The organism is Nonomuraea sp. NPDC001684, from assembly GCF_053596515.1.
Genome location: NZ_JBSFGJ010000216.1, coordinates 1 through 15,813, shown reverse-complemented (window position 1 = coordinate 15,813; position 15,813 = coordinate 1). Strand labels below are relative to the sequence as shown.

At 72.5% G+C, this 15,813-nt stretch carries 14 protein-coding genes; 11 read left to right on the top strand and 3 right to left on the bottom strand.

The window, feature by feature from the left end; all coding sequences use genetic code 11:
* The 7 genes from glgX to glgB all read left to right on the top strand — a co-directional run.
* On the top strand, positions 1 to 2,070 hold a 2,070-nt coding region (glgX, locus tag ACWCSD_RS30615), incomplete at its 5' end, for a glycogen debranching protein GlgX (protein ID WP_449919971.1).
* Positions 2,071 to 2,089: 19 nt separating this feature from the next.
* The gene (locus tag ACWCSD_RS30610) at positions 2,090 to 2,410 is read left to right on the top strand and encodes an anti-sigma factor antagonist (protein WP_352329001.1); all 321 of its coding nucleotides are present in this window, start codon (positions 2,090 to 2,092) and stop codon (positions 2,408 to 2,410) included.
* On the top strand, positions 2,394 to 2,825 hold the full coding sequence (locus ACWCSD_RS30605; RefSeq protein ID WP_397157754.1) for an ATP-binding protein: 432 nt from the start codon (positions 2,394 to 2,396) through the stop codon (positions 2,823 to 2,825). The genes ACWCSD_RS30610 and ACWCSD_RS30605 overlap by 17 nt, the downstream gene beginning before the upstream one ends.
* Before the next feature lie 9 nt (positions 2,826 to 2,834).
* A complete protein-coding gene (locus ACWCSD_RS30600; RefSeq protein WP_397157756.1) occupies positions 2,835 to 4,007 on the top strand; it encodes a PP2C family protein-serine/threonine phosphatase in 1,173 nt (390 codons plus the stop codon).
* Positions 4,004 to 5,311 carry a sugar phosphate nucleotidyltransferase gene (locus tag ACWCSD_RS30595; RefSeq protein ID WP_397157758.1) on the top strand — a complete coding sequence of 436 codons (1,308 nt, stop codon included), beginning with the start codon at positions 4,004 to 4,006 and terminating at the stop codon, positions 5,309 to 5,311. Before ACWCSD_RS30600 ends, ACWCSD_RS30595 begins: the two co-directional genes overlap by 4 nt.
* A 3-nt stretch (positions 5,312 to 5,314) precedes the next feature.
* Positions 5,315 to 7,297 (top strand): alpha-1,4-glucan--maltose-1-phosphate maltosyltransferase, encoded by a 1,983-nt coding sequence (locus ACWCSD_RS30590; RefSeq protein WP_449919967.1) that lies wholly within the window; start codon positions 5,315 to 5,317, stop codon positions 7,295 to 7,297.
* Positions 7,297 to 9,192: a 1,4-alpha-glucan branching protein GlgB gene (gene glgB / locus ACWCSD_RS30585; protein ID WP_449919965.1), complete on the top strand. Its 1,896-nt coding sequence runs from the start codon at positions 7,297 to 7,299 to the stop codon at positions 9,190 to 9,192. The genes ACWCSD_RS30590 and glgB overlap by 1 nt, the downstream gene beginning before the upstream one ends.
* Before the next feature lie 22 nt (positions 9,193 to 9,214).
* On the opposite strand, the gene ACWCSD_RS30580 is transcribed toward glgB, so the two are convergent.
* Entirely contained in the window at positions 9,215 to 9,853 is a 639-nt protein-coding gene (locus tag ACWCSD_RS30580; RefSeq protein WP_358297574.1) for a response regulator transcription factor, read from the bottom strand.
* The gene (locus ACWCSD_RS30575; RefSeq protein ID WP_449919962.1) at positions 9,831 to 10,712 is read right to left on the bottom strand and encodes a sensor histidine kinase; all 882 of its coding nucleotides are present in this window, start codon (positions 10,710 to 10,712) and stop codon (positions 9,831 to 9,833) included. Before ACWCSD_RS30575 ends, ACWCSD_RS30580 begins: the two co-directional genes overlap by 23 nt.
* A gap of 331 nt (positions 10,713 to 11,043) precedes the next feature.
* Between ACWCSD_RS30575 and ACWCSD_RS30570 the strand changes: the two genes are divergently transcribed.
* From ACWCSD_RS30570 to ACWCSD_RS30560, 3 genes are all read left to right on the top strand, one after another.
* Positions 11,044 to 12,195 carry an IS701 family transposase gene (locus ACWCSD_RS30570; protein WP_397157767.1) on the top strand — a complete coding sequence of 384 codons (1,152 nt, stop codon included), beginning with the start codon at positions 11,044 to 11,046 and terminating at the stop codon, positions 12,193 to 12,195.
* Positions 12,196 to 12,230: 35 nt separating this feature from the next.
* Positions 12,231 to 13,343: a low temperature requirement protein A gene (locus tag ACWCSD_RS30565; RefSeq protein ID WP_397157769.1), complete on the top strand. Its 1,113-nt coding sequence runs from the start codon at positions 12,231 to 12,233 to the stop codon at positions 13,341 to 13,343.
* 90 nt (positions 13,344 to 13,433) lie between these two features.
* Positions 13,434 to 14,396 (top strand): hypothetical protein, encoded by a 963-nt coding sequence (locus tag ACWCSD_RS30560; protein ID WP_397157771.1) that lies wholly within the window; start codon positions 13,434 to 13,436, stop codon positions 14,394 to 14,396.
* A 140-nt stretch (positions 14,397 to 14,536) separates the two neighbouring features.
* Here ACWCSD_RS30560 and ACWCSD_RS30555 read toward each other — a convergent pair whose 3' ends face one another.
* Positions 14,537 to 15,523 (bottom strand): sensor histidine kinase, encoded by a 987-nt coding sequence (locus ACWCSD_RS30555; protein ID WP_449919957.1) that lies wholly within the window; start codon positions 15,521 to 15,523, stop codon positions 14,537 to 14,539.
* Between the two features lie 38 nt (positions 15,524 to 15,561).
* On the opposite strand from ACWCSD_RS30555, the gene ACWCSD_RS30550 reads away from it, so the two are divergent.
* Complete coding sequence (locus tag ACWCSD_RS30550) at positions 15,562 to 15,795, top strand: hypothetical protein (RefSeq protein WP_449919955.1); 234 nt, start codon at positions 15,562 to 15,564, stop codon at positions 15,793 to 15,795.
* The last annotated feature ends 18 nt before the right edge of the window (positions 15,796 to 15,813 follow it).

Here is a 15,813-nt window from a genome sequence, read left to right as displayed (position 1 = left end):
GGGTTCGGGGTGCGGGCGGGCCATCCGATGCCGTTCGGCGCCACGCTGGTGCCCGGCGGGGTGAACTTCTCGGTCTACTCCAGCGGCGCGAGCGCCGTGTCGCTGGTGCTGTTCCGGCGCGGCGAGCGGGAGCCGTTCGCCGAGCTGCCCTTCCCCGGCGAGTACCGGATCGGCGGTGTGTGGGCCATGACCGTGTTCGGCCTGGACCACGAGGGCGTCGAGTACGGCTACCGCGTCACCGGCCCGCAGACGCCGGCCCCCGGCGACCGGTTCGACCCGGCCAGGATCCTGGCCGACCCGTACGCCAGGGTCATGTCGGGCCGGGACGTGTGGGGCGCCGAGGTGGACTGGGACGATCCCTACCCCTACCGGTCGGTGCTGGTCTCCGACGACTTCGACTGGGAGGAGGACCGGCCGCTGCGCGTCGCGCCGGAGGACCTGGTCGTCTACGAGCTGCACGTGCGCGGCTTCACGGCGGACCCGTCCTCGGGGGTGTCGGCGCCGGGCACGTACGCGGGGCTGATCGAGAAGATCCCCTACCTGAAGGCGCTCGGCGTCAACTGCGTGGAGCTGATGCCGGTCTTCGAGTTCGACGAGTTCGACATGAGCCGGGTCAACCCGGTCACCGGCGAGCGCCTGTACAACTACTGGGGCTACTCGACGCTGGGCTTCTTCGCGCCCAAGGCCGGCTACGCGGCCACCGGCCGGTACGGCATGCAGTCCGACGAGTTCAAGAACCTGGTCAAGGAGCTGCACCGGGCCGGGATCGCGGTGGTGCTGGACGTGGTCTTCAACCACACGGCCGAGGGCAACGAGAACGGCCCGACCATCCACTTCCGCGGCCTGGACAACGCCACCTACTACATGCTCACGCCGGAGGGTTACTACTACAACTTCAGCGGCACCGGGAACACCTTCAACTGCAACCACCCGGTGGTGCGCGACTACGTGCTCGACTGCCTGCGCTACTGGGCCGGCGAGTACCACATCGACGGCTTCCGCTTCGACCTGGCCGCGATCCTGGACCGCGGCCAGGACGGCGCGCCGCTGGCCAACCCGCCGCTGATCGAGACGCTGGCCCACGACCCGCTGCTGCGCGACTGCCTGCTGATCGCCGAGGCGTGGGACGCGGGCGGCCTGTACCAGGTGGGCTCCTTCCCCGGCTACCAGCGCTGGTCGGAGTGGAACGGCCGCTACCGCGACGCGCTGCGCCGCTTCCTGAAGGCCGCCCCCGGCTCGGCCGGCGAGCTGGCCACCCGGCTGGTCGGCTCGCCCGACCTGTACGCCTCCCGCGGCACGCTGGCCTCGGTCAACTTCGTCACCTGCCACGACGGGTTCACGCTGGCCGACCTGTTCGCCTACGACGGCAAGCACAACGAGGCCAACGCCGAGGACAACCGCGACGGCAACGACGACAACCAGAGCTGGAACTGCGGCGCCGAGGGCCCGACCCAGGACGCCGAGGTGCTGGCGCTGCGCGGGCGGCAGGCCAGGAACGCGATGCTGCTGCTCCTGCTCAGCCAGGGCATCCCGATGATCCTGGCGGGCGACGAGGTCGGCCGCACCCAGCAGGGCAACAACAACGCCTACTGCCACGACGGCCCGCTGTCGTGGTTCGACTGGGGCCTGACCGAGCGCAACGGCGAGCTGCTGCGGTTCGTGCGCGAGTGCGTCGCCTTCCGCGCCGCGCACCCGATGGTGCGCGACCGCCGCCACCCGTGCGGCGACGAGGGCGCCGGCGGGCTGCCGCAGGTGTCCTGGCACGGCGAGCGGGCCGGCGAGCCCGACTGGTCGCCGGACAGCACGCTGGTGGCGATGCTGCGCAGCGGCCCGGCGGCCGGCGGCGGCGCGGAGCACCTGTACCTGGCCGCCAACACCCACTGGCAGGCGCGGGAGCTGGAGCTGCCCACCCTGCCGGACGGCGCGGTGTGGCACCTGTTCGCCGACACCGCGGCCGCCGCCCCCGGCGACGTGCACTCACCGGGCCAGGAGCCGCCGCTGGCCGACCAGCGGCGGATCGTCGTCGGCCCGCGGGCCGCGGTCGCGCTGGTCGGCCGCGCCCCTCACTGAAATCCCCGAAGGAGATCCCATGTCGTTCAACGCGATCCTGACCCACGACGGCAGCACCGCACTGATCACACTGGAGGGCGAGCTGGACGCCCTGACCGCCGAGACCTTCAGGAGGGAGGTGGAGCGCGCGGCCGAGGCCGCGGCCGAGCTGCTGGTGCTGGAGATGTCGCAGCTCAGCTACATGTCCTCGGCGGGGCTGCGCGGGCTGGTGTTCGCCCGGCAGAAGCTGGCCGACGACGTGCGCATCGTGCTGGTCGGCGCCAACGACGCCATCGAGCAGACCATCCGGCTGGTCGGCTTCCACCACAGCGTGGACTTCAGCGATGCGATCCCCGAGTAGGCAGGCGATGGAGCGGCTCAGGCTTCCCGCCGAGCCCGAGTCGCTGGACGAGCTGATGGCCTACGTGCAGACGCTGAGCGCGCTCGGCGGGCTGACCCGCACGCGCGCCCACTGGCTGCGGCTGGCCGCCGAGGAGCTGATCGTCAACATCATCACCCACGGCCACCGGGACCGGCCGGGCGAGCTGGAGCTGACCGGCGGGGTGGAGCCGGGCCGGGTGTGGCTGCGCCTGACCGACTCGGCGCCTCCGTTCGACCCGACCGCCTACGAGGCCGTTCCCGACCTGGACCGGCCGCTGGGCGAGCGCCGGCCGGGCGGGCTGGGCGTCTACCTGGCCCGTACGGTCGCCGACCAGGTCCGCTACGAGTACAGCTCGGGTCGTAACCAGACGACCATCATCATGAACCGCGTCTAGGAGGTACCGATGGATGCGGAGGTGACCCTCGTCGTCAGTGGCCCATCACCAGCAGCGGAAGAGCTGTGCCTGCTGCTGGCCGCCGACGGCGCTCCCGTGGCCAGGCGCACCCCCGAGCAGCTGCTGGCCGAGGCGCCTCCGCCCACCGGTCTGCTGCTGGTGAACGCGAGCCTCGACGTGGAGGTCGTGCGCGAGGTGACGCGGGTCGTCCAGGCCGGCGCGCGGCCGCCCGTCGTGGTCGCGTTCACCGACGGCGACCTGCGTCAGCTCGAACCGCACGTGCTGGCCGGGCTGGACTACGTCGTCCCGCCCTTCGTGCCGGAGCTGCTGCACCGCAGGCTGCGGGCGGGCCAGGTGTTCGGCCGCTATCCGGGCGCCGAGGGGGAGGCGCTGCTGAAGTACGAGCGCGAGCTGCAGATCGGGCGGGAGATCCAGGCGGGCTTCCTGCCCGACGCGCTGCCGGCCCGCGCCGGCTGGCAGCTCACCGTCCGCTTCCAGCCGGCCAGGGAGGTCGCGGGGGACTTCTACGACGCCCTGGAGCTGCTGGGCGGGTCGCGGATCGGGCTGGTGGTGGCCGACGTGTGCGACAAGGGCGTCGGCGCCGCCCTGTTCATGGCCCTGATCAGGACCCTGCTGCGGCACACCGCCGCGCACGTGGGGACCGGCGAGGCCGACACCGTCCAGGACGACGCCACGCCGCTGCTGCGCGCGGTGATCGCGACCAACGACTACCTGACCGCCAACCACCTGCGCCAGGGCTACTTCGCCACGCTGTTCTTCGGCGTGCTCGACCCGGTCACCGGCGCGCTGGTCTACATCAACTGCGGGCACAACCCGCCCATCATCCGCCACGCGGGCGGCGGCCACACCCTGCTGCGTCCCACCGGGCCGGCGCTGGGGCTGGTGCCCGACTCCGTCTTCGAGGTCGGCAGGGCCCACCTGGACCAGGGGGACCTGCTGTTCGCCTACACCGACGGCGTGCCCGAGGCCAGGGACGAGTCCGGCCGCTTCTTCAGCGAGGAGCTCATGCTGACCCTCGTCTCGCAGCCCGCCACCGGCGCGGACGACCTGCTGGACAGGCTCGAACGGGAGATCAGCGCGCACATCGGGTCCGCCGAGCAGTTCGACGACATCACCATGATCGCTCTACGTAGGACACCCACGGGGAAGTACGGACAATGAACGAGATCGCCGGAATCGCATTGGCGGGCGGACAGGGTCTCAGGGCCCGGCCGCTCACCCTGGAGGCCCCCGGCCACCTGCGGAGCAAGGCCACGGTCTGCTTCGCCGGACGGCCGGTCATCGAATGGCAGATCATGGCCCTGCGCGACCAGGGGGTCAGCGACTTCTACCTGATCGCCAACGGCAGGGAGAACCGCTACCAGGCCAAGGACGTGCTCGGCCACGGCGAGGGGCTGGGCGTGCGCGTGCGCTACTCGCGGCCCCGGATGGACTGGACCAACACCGGTTCCGGCGAGGCGACGCTGAGCAGCCTGGACTACTGGGAGCTCGACGGCCTGGCGCTGGTCTTCCCGACCGACTCGCTGTTCGAGTTCGACCTGGACGAGCTGGTCCGCCGCCACCGCGACAGCGACGCGGTGGTCACCGTGGCCGTGGTCGAGCGGCCGGCCGAGGAGGTGGCGGGCAAGTACGGCACGATGGTCACGGACGCGTCCGGGCAGATCCGGCGTTTCGTGGAGAAACCACCGCTGGCCGAGGTGCACGCCCTGGCCGCCGACCCGGCCCGGGTGCCCGTCAACGCCGGGCTCTACCTGGTCGACTGCGGGCGGCTGCGGAAGCTGGCCGGGGAGCCGGCGCTGGCCGAGCTGGCCCGCCACCGGCTCGACTGGGGGCACGACCTGCTCCCGTGGCTGGTGGAGGCCGGGCACCGGGTCGGCATCGCGCCCATCGCCAAGCTGGGCGACCTGGGCAACCTGCGCGACTATCTCGACACGCTGACCGACGCGCTGAGCGGCGGCTACCCCCACGTGCTCAAGGGCATGCTGCGGGCCTACCCGGGCAACGTGCGCATCCACGAGTCCTCGCTGCGCCAGCGGGACGCGACGTCGGGCATGACGCTGGCCGAGAAGATCAGCGCGGGCCTGGTCAGGATCGGGCCGAACGTGCACATCGGCCGGGACGTCGAGATCGGCCCCGGCGTGGTCGTCTCCGACTCCGCGATCGGCGACGGCGTCGACCTGCACACCGGGTGCCGGCTGCAGCGGGTGGCCTGCCTGGACGGCGCGATCATCGGCCCCTGGGCGCGGCTCACCGACACCCACGTGGGGACGATGGTCACCGTCGAGTCGTTCGTGGACTGCGTGACCGTGCTGAGCGGCTACAGCGCGCTGGGCAACGGAGTGACGGTTCAGGCCGGCGTGCGGCTGTCCGGGGTGACGGTGTACCCGGGGCTGACCGTGCCGGCGCACTGCGAGGCCGCCGCCGGCACCTCGTTCGAGACCATCGCCGACCTGCAGGACGCGTGAGACATGACTGAGACGCTGGTGTTGACCGAGATCTCCGAGATCGCCGCGGGCCGCGTGCCCGTCGTGGGCGTCCGGCCCGTCGTGGCGGGCGGCTGCCGGCCCGCGCGCGCGGTGCCGGGCGAGCCGTTCGAGGTGTCGGCGACGCTGTTCCGCGAGGGGCACGGCGTGGTGGGCGCGAACGTCGTGCTCACCGACCCCGACGGCAAGCAGGCCGCCTGGATCCCGATGGCGGCCGTCTCCCAGGGCTCCGACCGGTACGCGGCCGAGGTGGCCGCCCACCGGGAGGGCGAGTGGACGTTCCGGGTGGAGGCGTGGAGCGACCCGGTGGCGACCTGGCTGCACGTGGCCGAGGTGAAGATCCCCGCCGCGATCGACGTGGCCGTCACGATGGAGGCCGGCGCCCGGCTGCTGACCAGGGCCGCCGCCCAGCCCGAGGTGCCGCCCGCCGACGCCCGGCTGCTGCGCGTGGCCGCCGCGACGCTGCGCGACGGCGAGCTGGACCCCGAGGCGCGGCTGGCGATCGCGCTGGCCGAGCCGGTGCTGCGGACGCTGGCCCGCCGGCCGCTGCGCGACCACGTGACGGCCGGTGAGGACCTGCCGCTGCTGGTGGAGCGCGAACGGGCGCTGTACGGGGCCTGGTACGAGTTCTTCCCCCGCTCCGAGGGCGCCGTGGTGGACCCCACGGGATGTCACCCGCCGCGCTCGGGCACCTTCCGGACCGCGGCCGAACGGCTGCCCGCCGTCGCGGCGATGGGCTTCGACGTGGTCTACCTGCCGCCGATCCACCCGATCGGCCGGACCAATCGCAAGGGGCCGGGCAACTCGCCCATCGCCGGGCCGCACGACCCCGGCTCGCCGTGGGCGATCGGCTCGGCGGCGGGCGGGCACGACGCCGTCCACCCCGACCTGGGGACGATCGACGACTTCGACTTCTTCGTGGCCAGGGCCGCCGAGCTGGGCCTGGAGGTGGCGCTGGACTTCGCGTTGCAGTGCTCGCCCGACCACCCGTGGGTACGGGAGCACCCGCGGTGGTTCGAGCACCGTCCCGACGGCAGCATCGCCTACGCCGAGAACCCGCCCAAGAAGTACCAGGACATCTACCCGATCTCCTTCGACGCCGACCCCGGCGGCATCCTGGCCGAGTCGCTGCGGGTGCTGCGCCACTGGATGGGCCACGGGGTGCGGATCTTCCGGGTGGACAACCCGCACACCAAGCCGGTGTTCTTCTGGGAACGCCTGATCGCCGAGATCAACCGCACCGACCCGGACGTCGTCTTCCTGGCCGAGGCGTTCACCCGACCGGCGATCATGCACACGCTGGCCGCGGTCGGCTTCCAGCAGTCCTACACCTACTTCACCTGGCGCAACGCCAAGCCGGAGCTGGAGAGCTACCTGGGCGAGCTGGCCGGGGAGGCGGCGGCGTACATGCGGCCGAACCTGTTCGTCAACACGCCGGACATCCTGCACGCCTACCTGCAGGAGGGCGGGCCGGCCGCGTTCCGGGTGCGGGCCGCGCTGGCCGCGACGGCCTCCCCCACCTGGGGCGTGTACGCCGGGTTCGAGCTGTGCGAGCGGGAGCCGGCCGCGCCGGGCAGCGAGGAGTACAAGGACTCGGAGAAGTACCAGTACCGGCCGCGCGACTGGTCGGCGGGCGGCACGCTGGCGCCCTTCCTGGCCGCGCTGAACCGGGTCCGCCGCCGCCATCCGGCCCTGCGCCTGCTGCGCAATTTGCGTTTCCAGCACGCCGACGACGACGCCGTGCTCTGCTTCGCCAAGCAGGCGGGCGAGGACACCGTGATCGTCGTGGTCAACCTCGATCCGCACCGCGTGCGGCAGGCCACGGTGACGCTGGACCTGCCCGACCTCGGGCCGTCCTTCCGGGTGCGCGACGAGCTGACCGGCGAGGTCTACCAGTGGGGGGCGCGCAACTTCGTGCGGCTGGACCCGTCCAGGCAGCCGGCGCACATCCTGACGGTGGAGCGGTGATGGACGTCCTGACCGGCGGGGGGCCGTCCGTGCTGGGCGAGCTGGACCTGCACCTCATCGGCGAGGGCAGGCACGAGGAGCTGTGGCGGGCGCTGGGCGGGCGCACCCGGACGGTGGGCGGCGTGGCGGGCGTCTCGTTCGCCGTGTGGGCGCCGGGCGCGCGCGAGGTGCGGCTGGTGGGCGACCTGAACGGCTGGGACGGCGCCGGGCACGCGCTGCGCCGGGCGCCCGGCGGCGGCCTGTGGGAGCTGTTCGTGCCCGGGGCCGACGACGGCTGCCGGTACATGTACGACATCACCGGCGCGGACGGCCGTACCCGGCGCAAGGCCGACCCGCTGGCCCTGGCGGCCGAGCACCCGCCGCGCACCGCCTCGGTGGTGTTCACCTCGCGGCACCGCTGGCGCGACGGCGCGTGGCTGGCCGCCCGCGGCGACGGCCCGGCCCGCGAGGCGCCCATGAGCGTGTACGAGCTGCACCTGGGCTCCTGGCGGCGCGGCCTGACCTACCGCGACCTGGCCGAGCAGCTTCCCGGGTACCTGCGCGGCATGGGCTTCACCCACGTGGAGCTCATGCCGGTGGCCGAGCATCCCTTCGGCGGCTCGTGGGGCTACCAGATCTCCTCCTACTACGCGCCGAGCTCCCGCTACGGCACCCCGGACGACTTCCGCGCCCTGGTCGAGGCGCTGCACCTGGCCGGGATCGGGGTGATACTCGACTGGGTGCCCGCGCACTTCCCGCGCGACGACTGGGCGCTGGCCCGCTTCGACGGCGGCCCCCTGTACGAGCACCCCGACCCGCTGCGCGGCGAGCAGCCGGACTGGGGCACGCTCACCTTCGACCTGGGCCGCCCGCAGGTGCGCAACTTCCTCATCGCCAACGCCCTGTACTGGTGCGAGGAGTTCCACGTCGACGCGCTGCGCGTGGACGCCGTCGCCTCGATGTTGTACCTGGACTACTCCCGCCCGGACGGCGCCTGGCGGCCCAACGCGCACGGCGGCAGGGAGCACCTGGAGGCGATCGCGTTCCTGCGGGAGCTGAACGACACCGTCCACCGGCGCTGTCCCGGGGTGCTGACGATCGCCGAGGAGTCCACGGCGTGGGAGGGGGTGACCCGGCCGACGTCCGCCGGCGGGCTGGGGTTCGACTTCAAGTGGAACATGGGCTGGATGCACGACACGCTCGGCTACATGCGGCGCGACCCGGTGCACCGGCCGTACCACCATCACGCGCTGACGTTCGGGCTGACGTACGCGTACGCGGAGGACTTCGTGCTGCCGCTCAGCCATGACGAGCTGGTGCACGGCAAGGGCTCGCTGGCCGGGAAGATGCCGGGCGACGAGTGGCAGCGGCTGGCCAACCTGCGCGCGTACCTGGCCTTCATGTGGGCGCATCCGGGCAAGAAGCTGCTGTTCATGGGCCAGGAGTTCGCGCAGCGCAGCGAGTGGTCCCATGACCGCGAGCTGGACTGGGCGCTGCTGCGCGACCCGCGGCACAAGGGCGTGCGCGACCTGGTCAGGGACCTGAACCGGCGCTACGCCGCCACCCCCGCGCTGTGGCGGCTGGACTGCTCCCCCGGCGGCTTCACCTGGATCGACGCCGACGACGCCGGTTCCAGCGTCTACTCCTTCGTGCGCTGGGACCGGTGGGGGGCGCCGCTGGTGTGCGTGAGCAACCTGTCGCCGGTGCCGCGGCACGGGCACCGGCTGGCGCTCCCCTCCGGCGGGCGCTGGCAGGAGGCGCTCAACACCGACGCCGCCTGTTACGGCGGCGGGAACCTCGGCAACCTGGGCTCGGTCACCTGCTCGGAGGGGGGTGCGGTCGCCGAGGTGCTGCTGCCGCCGCTGGCGACGCTCTGGCTGGTCCCCGGAGAGGAGGCGTCAGAGCGTCAGCGGTGAGGCGGCCATGGCGGAGGAGGCGTCAGAGCGTCAGCAGTGAGGCGGCCATGGCCTTGTTCACCGCGTCGAGGCGGGAGGTGGCGTCGAGCTTGGTGAAGATGTTGCGCAGGTGACGCTTGACCGTGCCTTCGGCGATCATCAGCCGGGTGGCGATCTGGGCGTTGCTGAGGCCCTGGGCGGCCAGGGACAGCACGCTCAGCTCCCGCTCGGACAGCTTGCCGGCGCGCGGCCGGCCGGACATCATCAGGCTCTCCCGCGACACCGACAGGACGACGCGCTCGGCGTCCGCGCAGACGCCGCGGATGGCCTGCACCAGCTCCTCCCGGCCGACGCTCTTGAGCAGGTAGCCGCGCACGCCGTGGGCGATGAGCTCCTGCACCAGCACCGGGTCGTCGTACATGCTCAGCACGATGACGCGGGACCGGGGCGAGACCCGGTGGATGTGGGTGGTGGTGCGCACGACGCCGTCGCCGGGCATCTCCACGTCGAGCACCACGACGTCCGGCCGCAGCGCCTCGGCCGACTTCACCGCCGCGCGCGCGTCCCCCGCGGTGGCGACGACACGAAGGTCGGGTTCGAGCTCCAGCGTCTGCTTGAGCGTCTCCCGCAGGATCGTGTGGTCGTCTGCGATGAGGACGTCAATGCTGCCTTCTCTTTGCATCCGATGTTTCCTTCGGCCGCTCGTCCCGGACAGGCCGGACAGGGGCACGGAAGACGACCTCGGTGCCCTTCCCGGGGGTGCTCTCTATGGTCACCAGGCCGCCCAGAGCGACCCCGCGCTCGCGCATGGAGGTCAGGCCGTTCCCCTGTTTCGCGCGCCAGCCCGAGAAACCCCGGCCGTTGTCCCGCACAATTGCTGTGATCCGGTCGTGCGCAATCTTGACGCACACTTCGAGCAGGTCGGCGCCCGCGTGGGAGATGCTGTTGGTAATGGCTTCGCGTAATATCAGGAATAACTCGTCCCGAATGCGCGGAGGCAGGCCCTCGACATCGCCGATAAGGGTGATTCGATGCTCCAGCCGCGGGTCCACAATGGTCGTCATCAGCCGCACAAGCGCTTGCTCCATTCCCGGCCAATGGGCGTGAACGCGCAGGTCGGATATGACGTCGCGGATTTCCTGGTGGGCTCTCAGCAGCGCGGCCTTCGCCTCCTTCACATGCACCGGGAAACCGTCCATACCACGTGCGTGACCGATTTCGGCGAGCTCCAGCTGCCGGCTCGCCACGCTGATCTCGTGGCCCACCCGATCGTGCAGGTCGCGGGAAATCCGCCGCCATTCCCGGGCGTCGCCGCGACCACCGTCCGCCGCCCCGGCCAGGGCCCCCGGAGAGCGGTCCGTACTGGCCTTGAGCCGGGCCACCATCAGGTCGAGGAGCTCTTCCGCCAACTCCGCGCACTCGCCGGGAGCGGCCCCGGAAGTTGATTCTTCAATTTCGCCGCACAGCTGTGCCAAGATCGCAGCCTTATGGGCCTCGATCCGTTCGGCTATCACAACCGTGGGCTGGATGTTGCACTGCACTGGTCATCCCCCGTAGTGTGTGTCGCCTTACTCAGTCACCGGCGCAGATCCCCGCATCATATGATCACATGATTCCGGTGGATGCAAGAGTGCACTCCAGACTCATCGGGCGGCAAGTCCTTTACCCGCACATCCTGACTGAGGCCGCGTGTGATGTAATACCGGGTTATCGATGAGCACCAGGCAGATGCCTCCGGGAGTACTCCCTTTAATACTCCCGGACAGCTCCGCTGCCACCTTGGTGTTACTCTCTTGTGCGAACCAAAACTTAACTGCGATCCTGACCGCGTTCGCCATTACGGATCTTCTCTAATGCAGGTGAGGGGCGGTCATGAGAGAACTCGCGGTGAACGAGCGTGAAGAGTTCGCAGAATTCTTCGGTACGATATTCGGTTCACTGCCGCGCTCCGACCAGCGTAGCGCGGCCGAGTCGTACGTGCTGGGGCTGCTGCACGCGGGCGGGCGCAAGTCCATCCAGCGCATCGCCGACGAGGTGGGCGGCCCGCACAACGGCCAGTCGCTCCAGCAGTTCGTCAACCAGAGCCGCTGGGACCCGCGCCCCGTCCGCCGCACCGTCGCCGACGTGCTGGCGGCCGGCGCGCCCCCGGCCGCCTGGCTGGTGGAGGAGGTGGCCTTCGCCAAGCACGGCCGCTGGTCGGCGGGCGTCGAGCGCCAGTACGTGCGCGGCCTCGGCCGCACGGTCAACTGCCAGGTGGGCGCGGCCGTGCTGATGAGCTCCGGCGAGGCGGCCGTGCCGGTCAACTGGCGGCTGTGCCTGCCGCAGTCGTGGGAGGCCGACCACGACCGGCGGGCCCGGGCGCACGTGCCCGACCAGGAGCGGCACCGGCCCTTCGGCGAGCACGTGATCGACCTGGTCGACGACCTGACGCTCGACTGGGGCACGCCCGTCGCGCCGCTGGTGGCCGACCTCACCCACGTCCGGGGCGTCGCCGACCTGCTGCGCGGCCTGGAGGACCGCGGCCTCGACTACGTCGTCGAGGTCGACGCCCGCCACCGGGTCCGGGCCTCGATGAGCGTGGTGCGCGGGGGCGGCCCGCGGGCCCGCGTCGCGCTGGCCGAGGCGGCGCAGGCCGCGGCCGGGGCGGAGCGGCGCACGGTGGCCTGGTGGGAGGGGCCGCGGGGGCGGTCGCTGCGTTCGCAGTTCGTCCTCCTGCCGGTCTCCGACGACCACGCGCGCTCGCGCAGGCTGCTGGTGGAGTGGCCGCTCGGCCGGCCGCGGCCGCGGGCGTTCTGGCTGACGAACATGTCCGTGCCGGCGCAGGAGCTGGTCGCGCTGGCCAAGTCCCGCTGGCGGGCCGCCCACGCCATCGGCGAGCTGGCCGGGGGCTTCGGGCTGTTCGACTACGAGGGCCGTTCCTTCCACGGCTGGCACCACCACGTCACGCTGGCCTCGGCCGCCTACGCCTTCGACGTGCGCTGGCGGCTGGCCGCGGGCGCCGAGCCCGCGCTGCTGCCCGCGTGAGCACCCGCACGACGTACGAGGAGTCACACCGCTCGATGAAGCCGAAAGCAGACAAGCAAGTCACCTGGGTCGAGCTCTTCTTCGACCTGGTCTTCGTGTTCGCCGTCACCCAGCTGTCCGACCTGCTCCACCGCGGCCACGGCTGGGGCAGCGTGGGGCAGGCCGTCGTCGTGCTGGTGCCGACGTACTGGGCCTGGGTGGGCATGGCGGTGCACGCCAACACCCGCGACGTCAACAACACCCCCGACCGGCTGGGCATCCTGGCGCTCAGCCTGTGCGGCCTGTTCATGGCGCTGGCCACACCCCTGGCCTACGAGGAGCGCGGCCTGATGTTCGGCGCCGCCTACTTCGCCCAGCGCTCGCTGCTGGCCGCCCTGTACTTCCGCGGCCGGCCGTTCGAGCTGGTCAACCCCTTCACGCTCTCGGTCTGCGTGACCGGGCCGCTGCTGCTGGCCGGGGGCCTGCTGGACAGCGGCGCCCGGGTGTGGGTCTGGGCCGCGGCCGCCGCCATCGACCTGGCCGCGCCGGTGCTGACCCGCAGCCACCTGGTGCGGGTCAACTTCCACCCCCATCACTTACCCGAGCGGTTCGGCCTGTTGCTGATCATCGCGATGGGCGAGCCGATCCTGGCCATCGGCGCGCAGGCGTCGGCGGCGCGCCCGCTGGCCGTGGGCTCGATCGGCGCGGTCGCCGCGACGTTCGTGCTGGCCTGCGCGCTGTGGTGGGTGTACTTCATCTTCGCCGCCGAGTCGTTGCCCAAGGCCCTGGACGACGCCGTGATCCGCACCGACCTGATCCGGCGCGTCTTCTCCTACGGCCACCTGGCCTTCATCGGGTCGATCATGGCGATGGCGGTGGGCATGGCCGAGGTCGTCTCCCATCCGGGCCAGGTCTTCGCCCCACCCGTGACCGCGCTGCTGTTCGGCGGTTGCGCCCTGTACTTCGCGACGTTCTGCTACGCCCGCTGGCACATCTTCGGCAAGTGGTCCGGGCCGCAGCTCGCCATGCCGGTGGCCAGCCTGGCGATCATCCCGATCGCGTTGCAGGCGCCGGCGCTGCTGTCCGTGGCCGCCCTGGTGCTCGTGGTGATGACGTTCAACTTCCTGGAACATTCGCGGGCCAGATCCGAGTCCGACGCCTTGACTTAGCGCGCGCTCTAACCGGCAGGGTGAGGGCGGCGGCGCCCGTCGTGCGGGCCGCCACCAGGACCTGAGCCGGGTGGACAACTGAGGAGCGTCATGAAGAATCCCGCTGTTCGAGTCGCGGTCGCCTATCTGGTGTCCGCGGTCGTCGGCGCCGTGATCATCGGCTCGTTCGTCGGAGCGCTGCACCACCCGGTTCCGCACGGGGTGCCGCTCGCCGTGGTGGGCCCCGACGCCGCCCGGCTGGAGCAGGCCGCGGGCGGGGCCGTGGACGCGCGCCCGTACGCCGACGCGGCCGGCGCGCGGACGGCGGTGCTCCGGCGCGAGGTCGAGGCCGCCTACCTGGCGGGCGAGGGCCGCCTGCTGGTCGCCAGCGCGGGCGGCGACACGGCGGCCCCGCACTTCACCGCCCTGATGCAGCGCGCCGCCGGACGGCAGCTCGCGGTCGAGGACGTGCGGCCGCTGGCCGAGGGCGACTCCTCCGGCGTGTCCGGCATGTTCTACGTGCTGGGCCTGCTGCTGACCGCGCTGGCGACGACCGTGCTCACCATGCGCATGCAGCCGATGATGCACCGGGGGCTGCGCCTCGCGGTGCTCGCGCTCGGCGCGGTGACCGGCGGCTTGGCGCTCACCTGGGTCGTCGACGGCCTGCTCGGCGCGCTCACCGGCGCCCCGCTCGGGCTCCTGGCCGTCTCCGGCGCGGTGATCTTCCTGGTCTCGGTGGCGGTGAACGGGCTGATGCGCCGCTTCGGGCCGCGCGGCGTGATCGCGGCGGCCGTGCTGTTCATCCCGATCGGCCTGCCGGCCAGCGGCGGCCCGTTCGGCGCCGCGTTCATCGAGCCCTGGTACGCGGCGCTCGGCTACGTGCTGCCCACCCGGTCGGCGCTCGAACTGGTGCGCAGCGTGGTCTACTTCGACGGCGCCGCCCTGGCCGTCCCGCTGACGGTGCTCGGGCTGTGGGCGGTGCTCGGCCTGGCGCTGATGGCGCTGCCGCCGCGCCCGATGCCCCGGCCCGCCGCGCCCGCCACGCCCGCGGTGCCCGTCGCCGAGGCTCACTGAACGCCGGACCGGCCACCGGCCCCTGGACCGGCGCGGCCGCGGGTGCGGGGGTCCGCGCCCGCGGTCGCGCCCTCAGTGTCAGGTCGCGCCTTCAGTGTCGGGTCACGCGCTCAGTGTCAGGTCACGCCCTCAGTGTCGGGTCACGCGCTCGGGGGCAGCGCGAGGACCAGCCGTACGCCGGGCCGCAGCGGCTCGGCGCGCACCGATCCGGCGTGCGCCTCGGCGATCTGGCGGACGATGGCCAGGCCGAGCCCCGAACCCGGCAGGGAACGGGCCGACTCGGCGCGGTAGAACCGGTCGAACACGAACGGCAGGTCGTGGGCCGCGATGCCGGGGCCCTGGTCGGCCACCGACAACGAGCCCGCGGCGTCCACCCGTACCAGGACCACGCCGCCGGGCGGGCTCCACTTGATCGCGTTGTCCACCAGGTTGGAGACCGCCCGTTCGATCGCGTCGGCGTCTGCCGTCACCAGGCACTCGGCCAGCTCGCCGCGCAGCCGTACGTGCGGGGCGCGGGCCGCGGCCCTGGCCAGCACGCGTCCGGCCACCAGGTCGAGCCGCACGTCCTCCAGGTGCAGCTCGACGTCGCCGTGCCTGGCCAGCTCGACCAGGTCGTTGACCAGCACCCGCAGCTCCTCGGCCTGGACGCGGGCCTCGTGCACCAGGGCCGGGGCCTGCGGGTCGGCCGTGCCGCGCCCTTCCTCCAGCAGCTCCAGGTTCGTGGTGAGGCTGGTCAGCGGCGTGCGCAGCTCGTGGGAGGCGTCGGCGACCAGGCGCCGCTGGGCCAGCACGGACTCGCGCAGCGCGTGCGTCATCGTGGTGAACGAGCCGGCCAGGCGGGCCACCTCGTCCCGTCCGGCGCCCATGCCCTCCAGCCCGTCGGCGGTGAGGGTGCCGGTGGCGGTGACCCGCTCCACCACGGCCGTCAGCCGGGCGACGGGCCGCAGCGCCCGGCCGGCGAGCAGACGCGCGCCCGCCGCCGCGACCAGCGCGCCGCCCAGGGTGAGCGCGGCCAGCAGCAGCTTGAGCGCGTTCAGCGTCTCTTCGTCGCGGTTCAGCGGGAACGCCGTGCGCACCAGGACGCCCTTGCCCAGGTTGAGCGGGGCGGTGTAGAGCCGGTAGCGCACGCCGTCGTGGGTGACGTCCCGGAAGTAGGGGGGGCAGCTTGCCGAACGCGACCGCCTGGTCCTGCTCGGCCAGCGGCACGAACCCGGCGGTCGGACCGGTCAGCAGCGGGTCGGGGCAGAACTGCAGCAGCGTGTTGCCCACCGGGAGGGGCCTGGCCGGCAGCGGCGAGTCGGCGGCCTTCAGCGACTCCAGCAGCCGCGGCGCCTGCCCGGCGGCCAGCACCAGCTCCCCGTCGTGCTGGCCGGCCAGCCCCGCCGCGGCCGCCGGGTAGACCACCAGCGAGACCGCC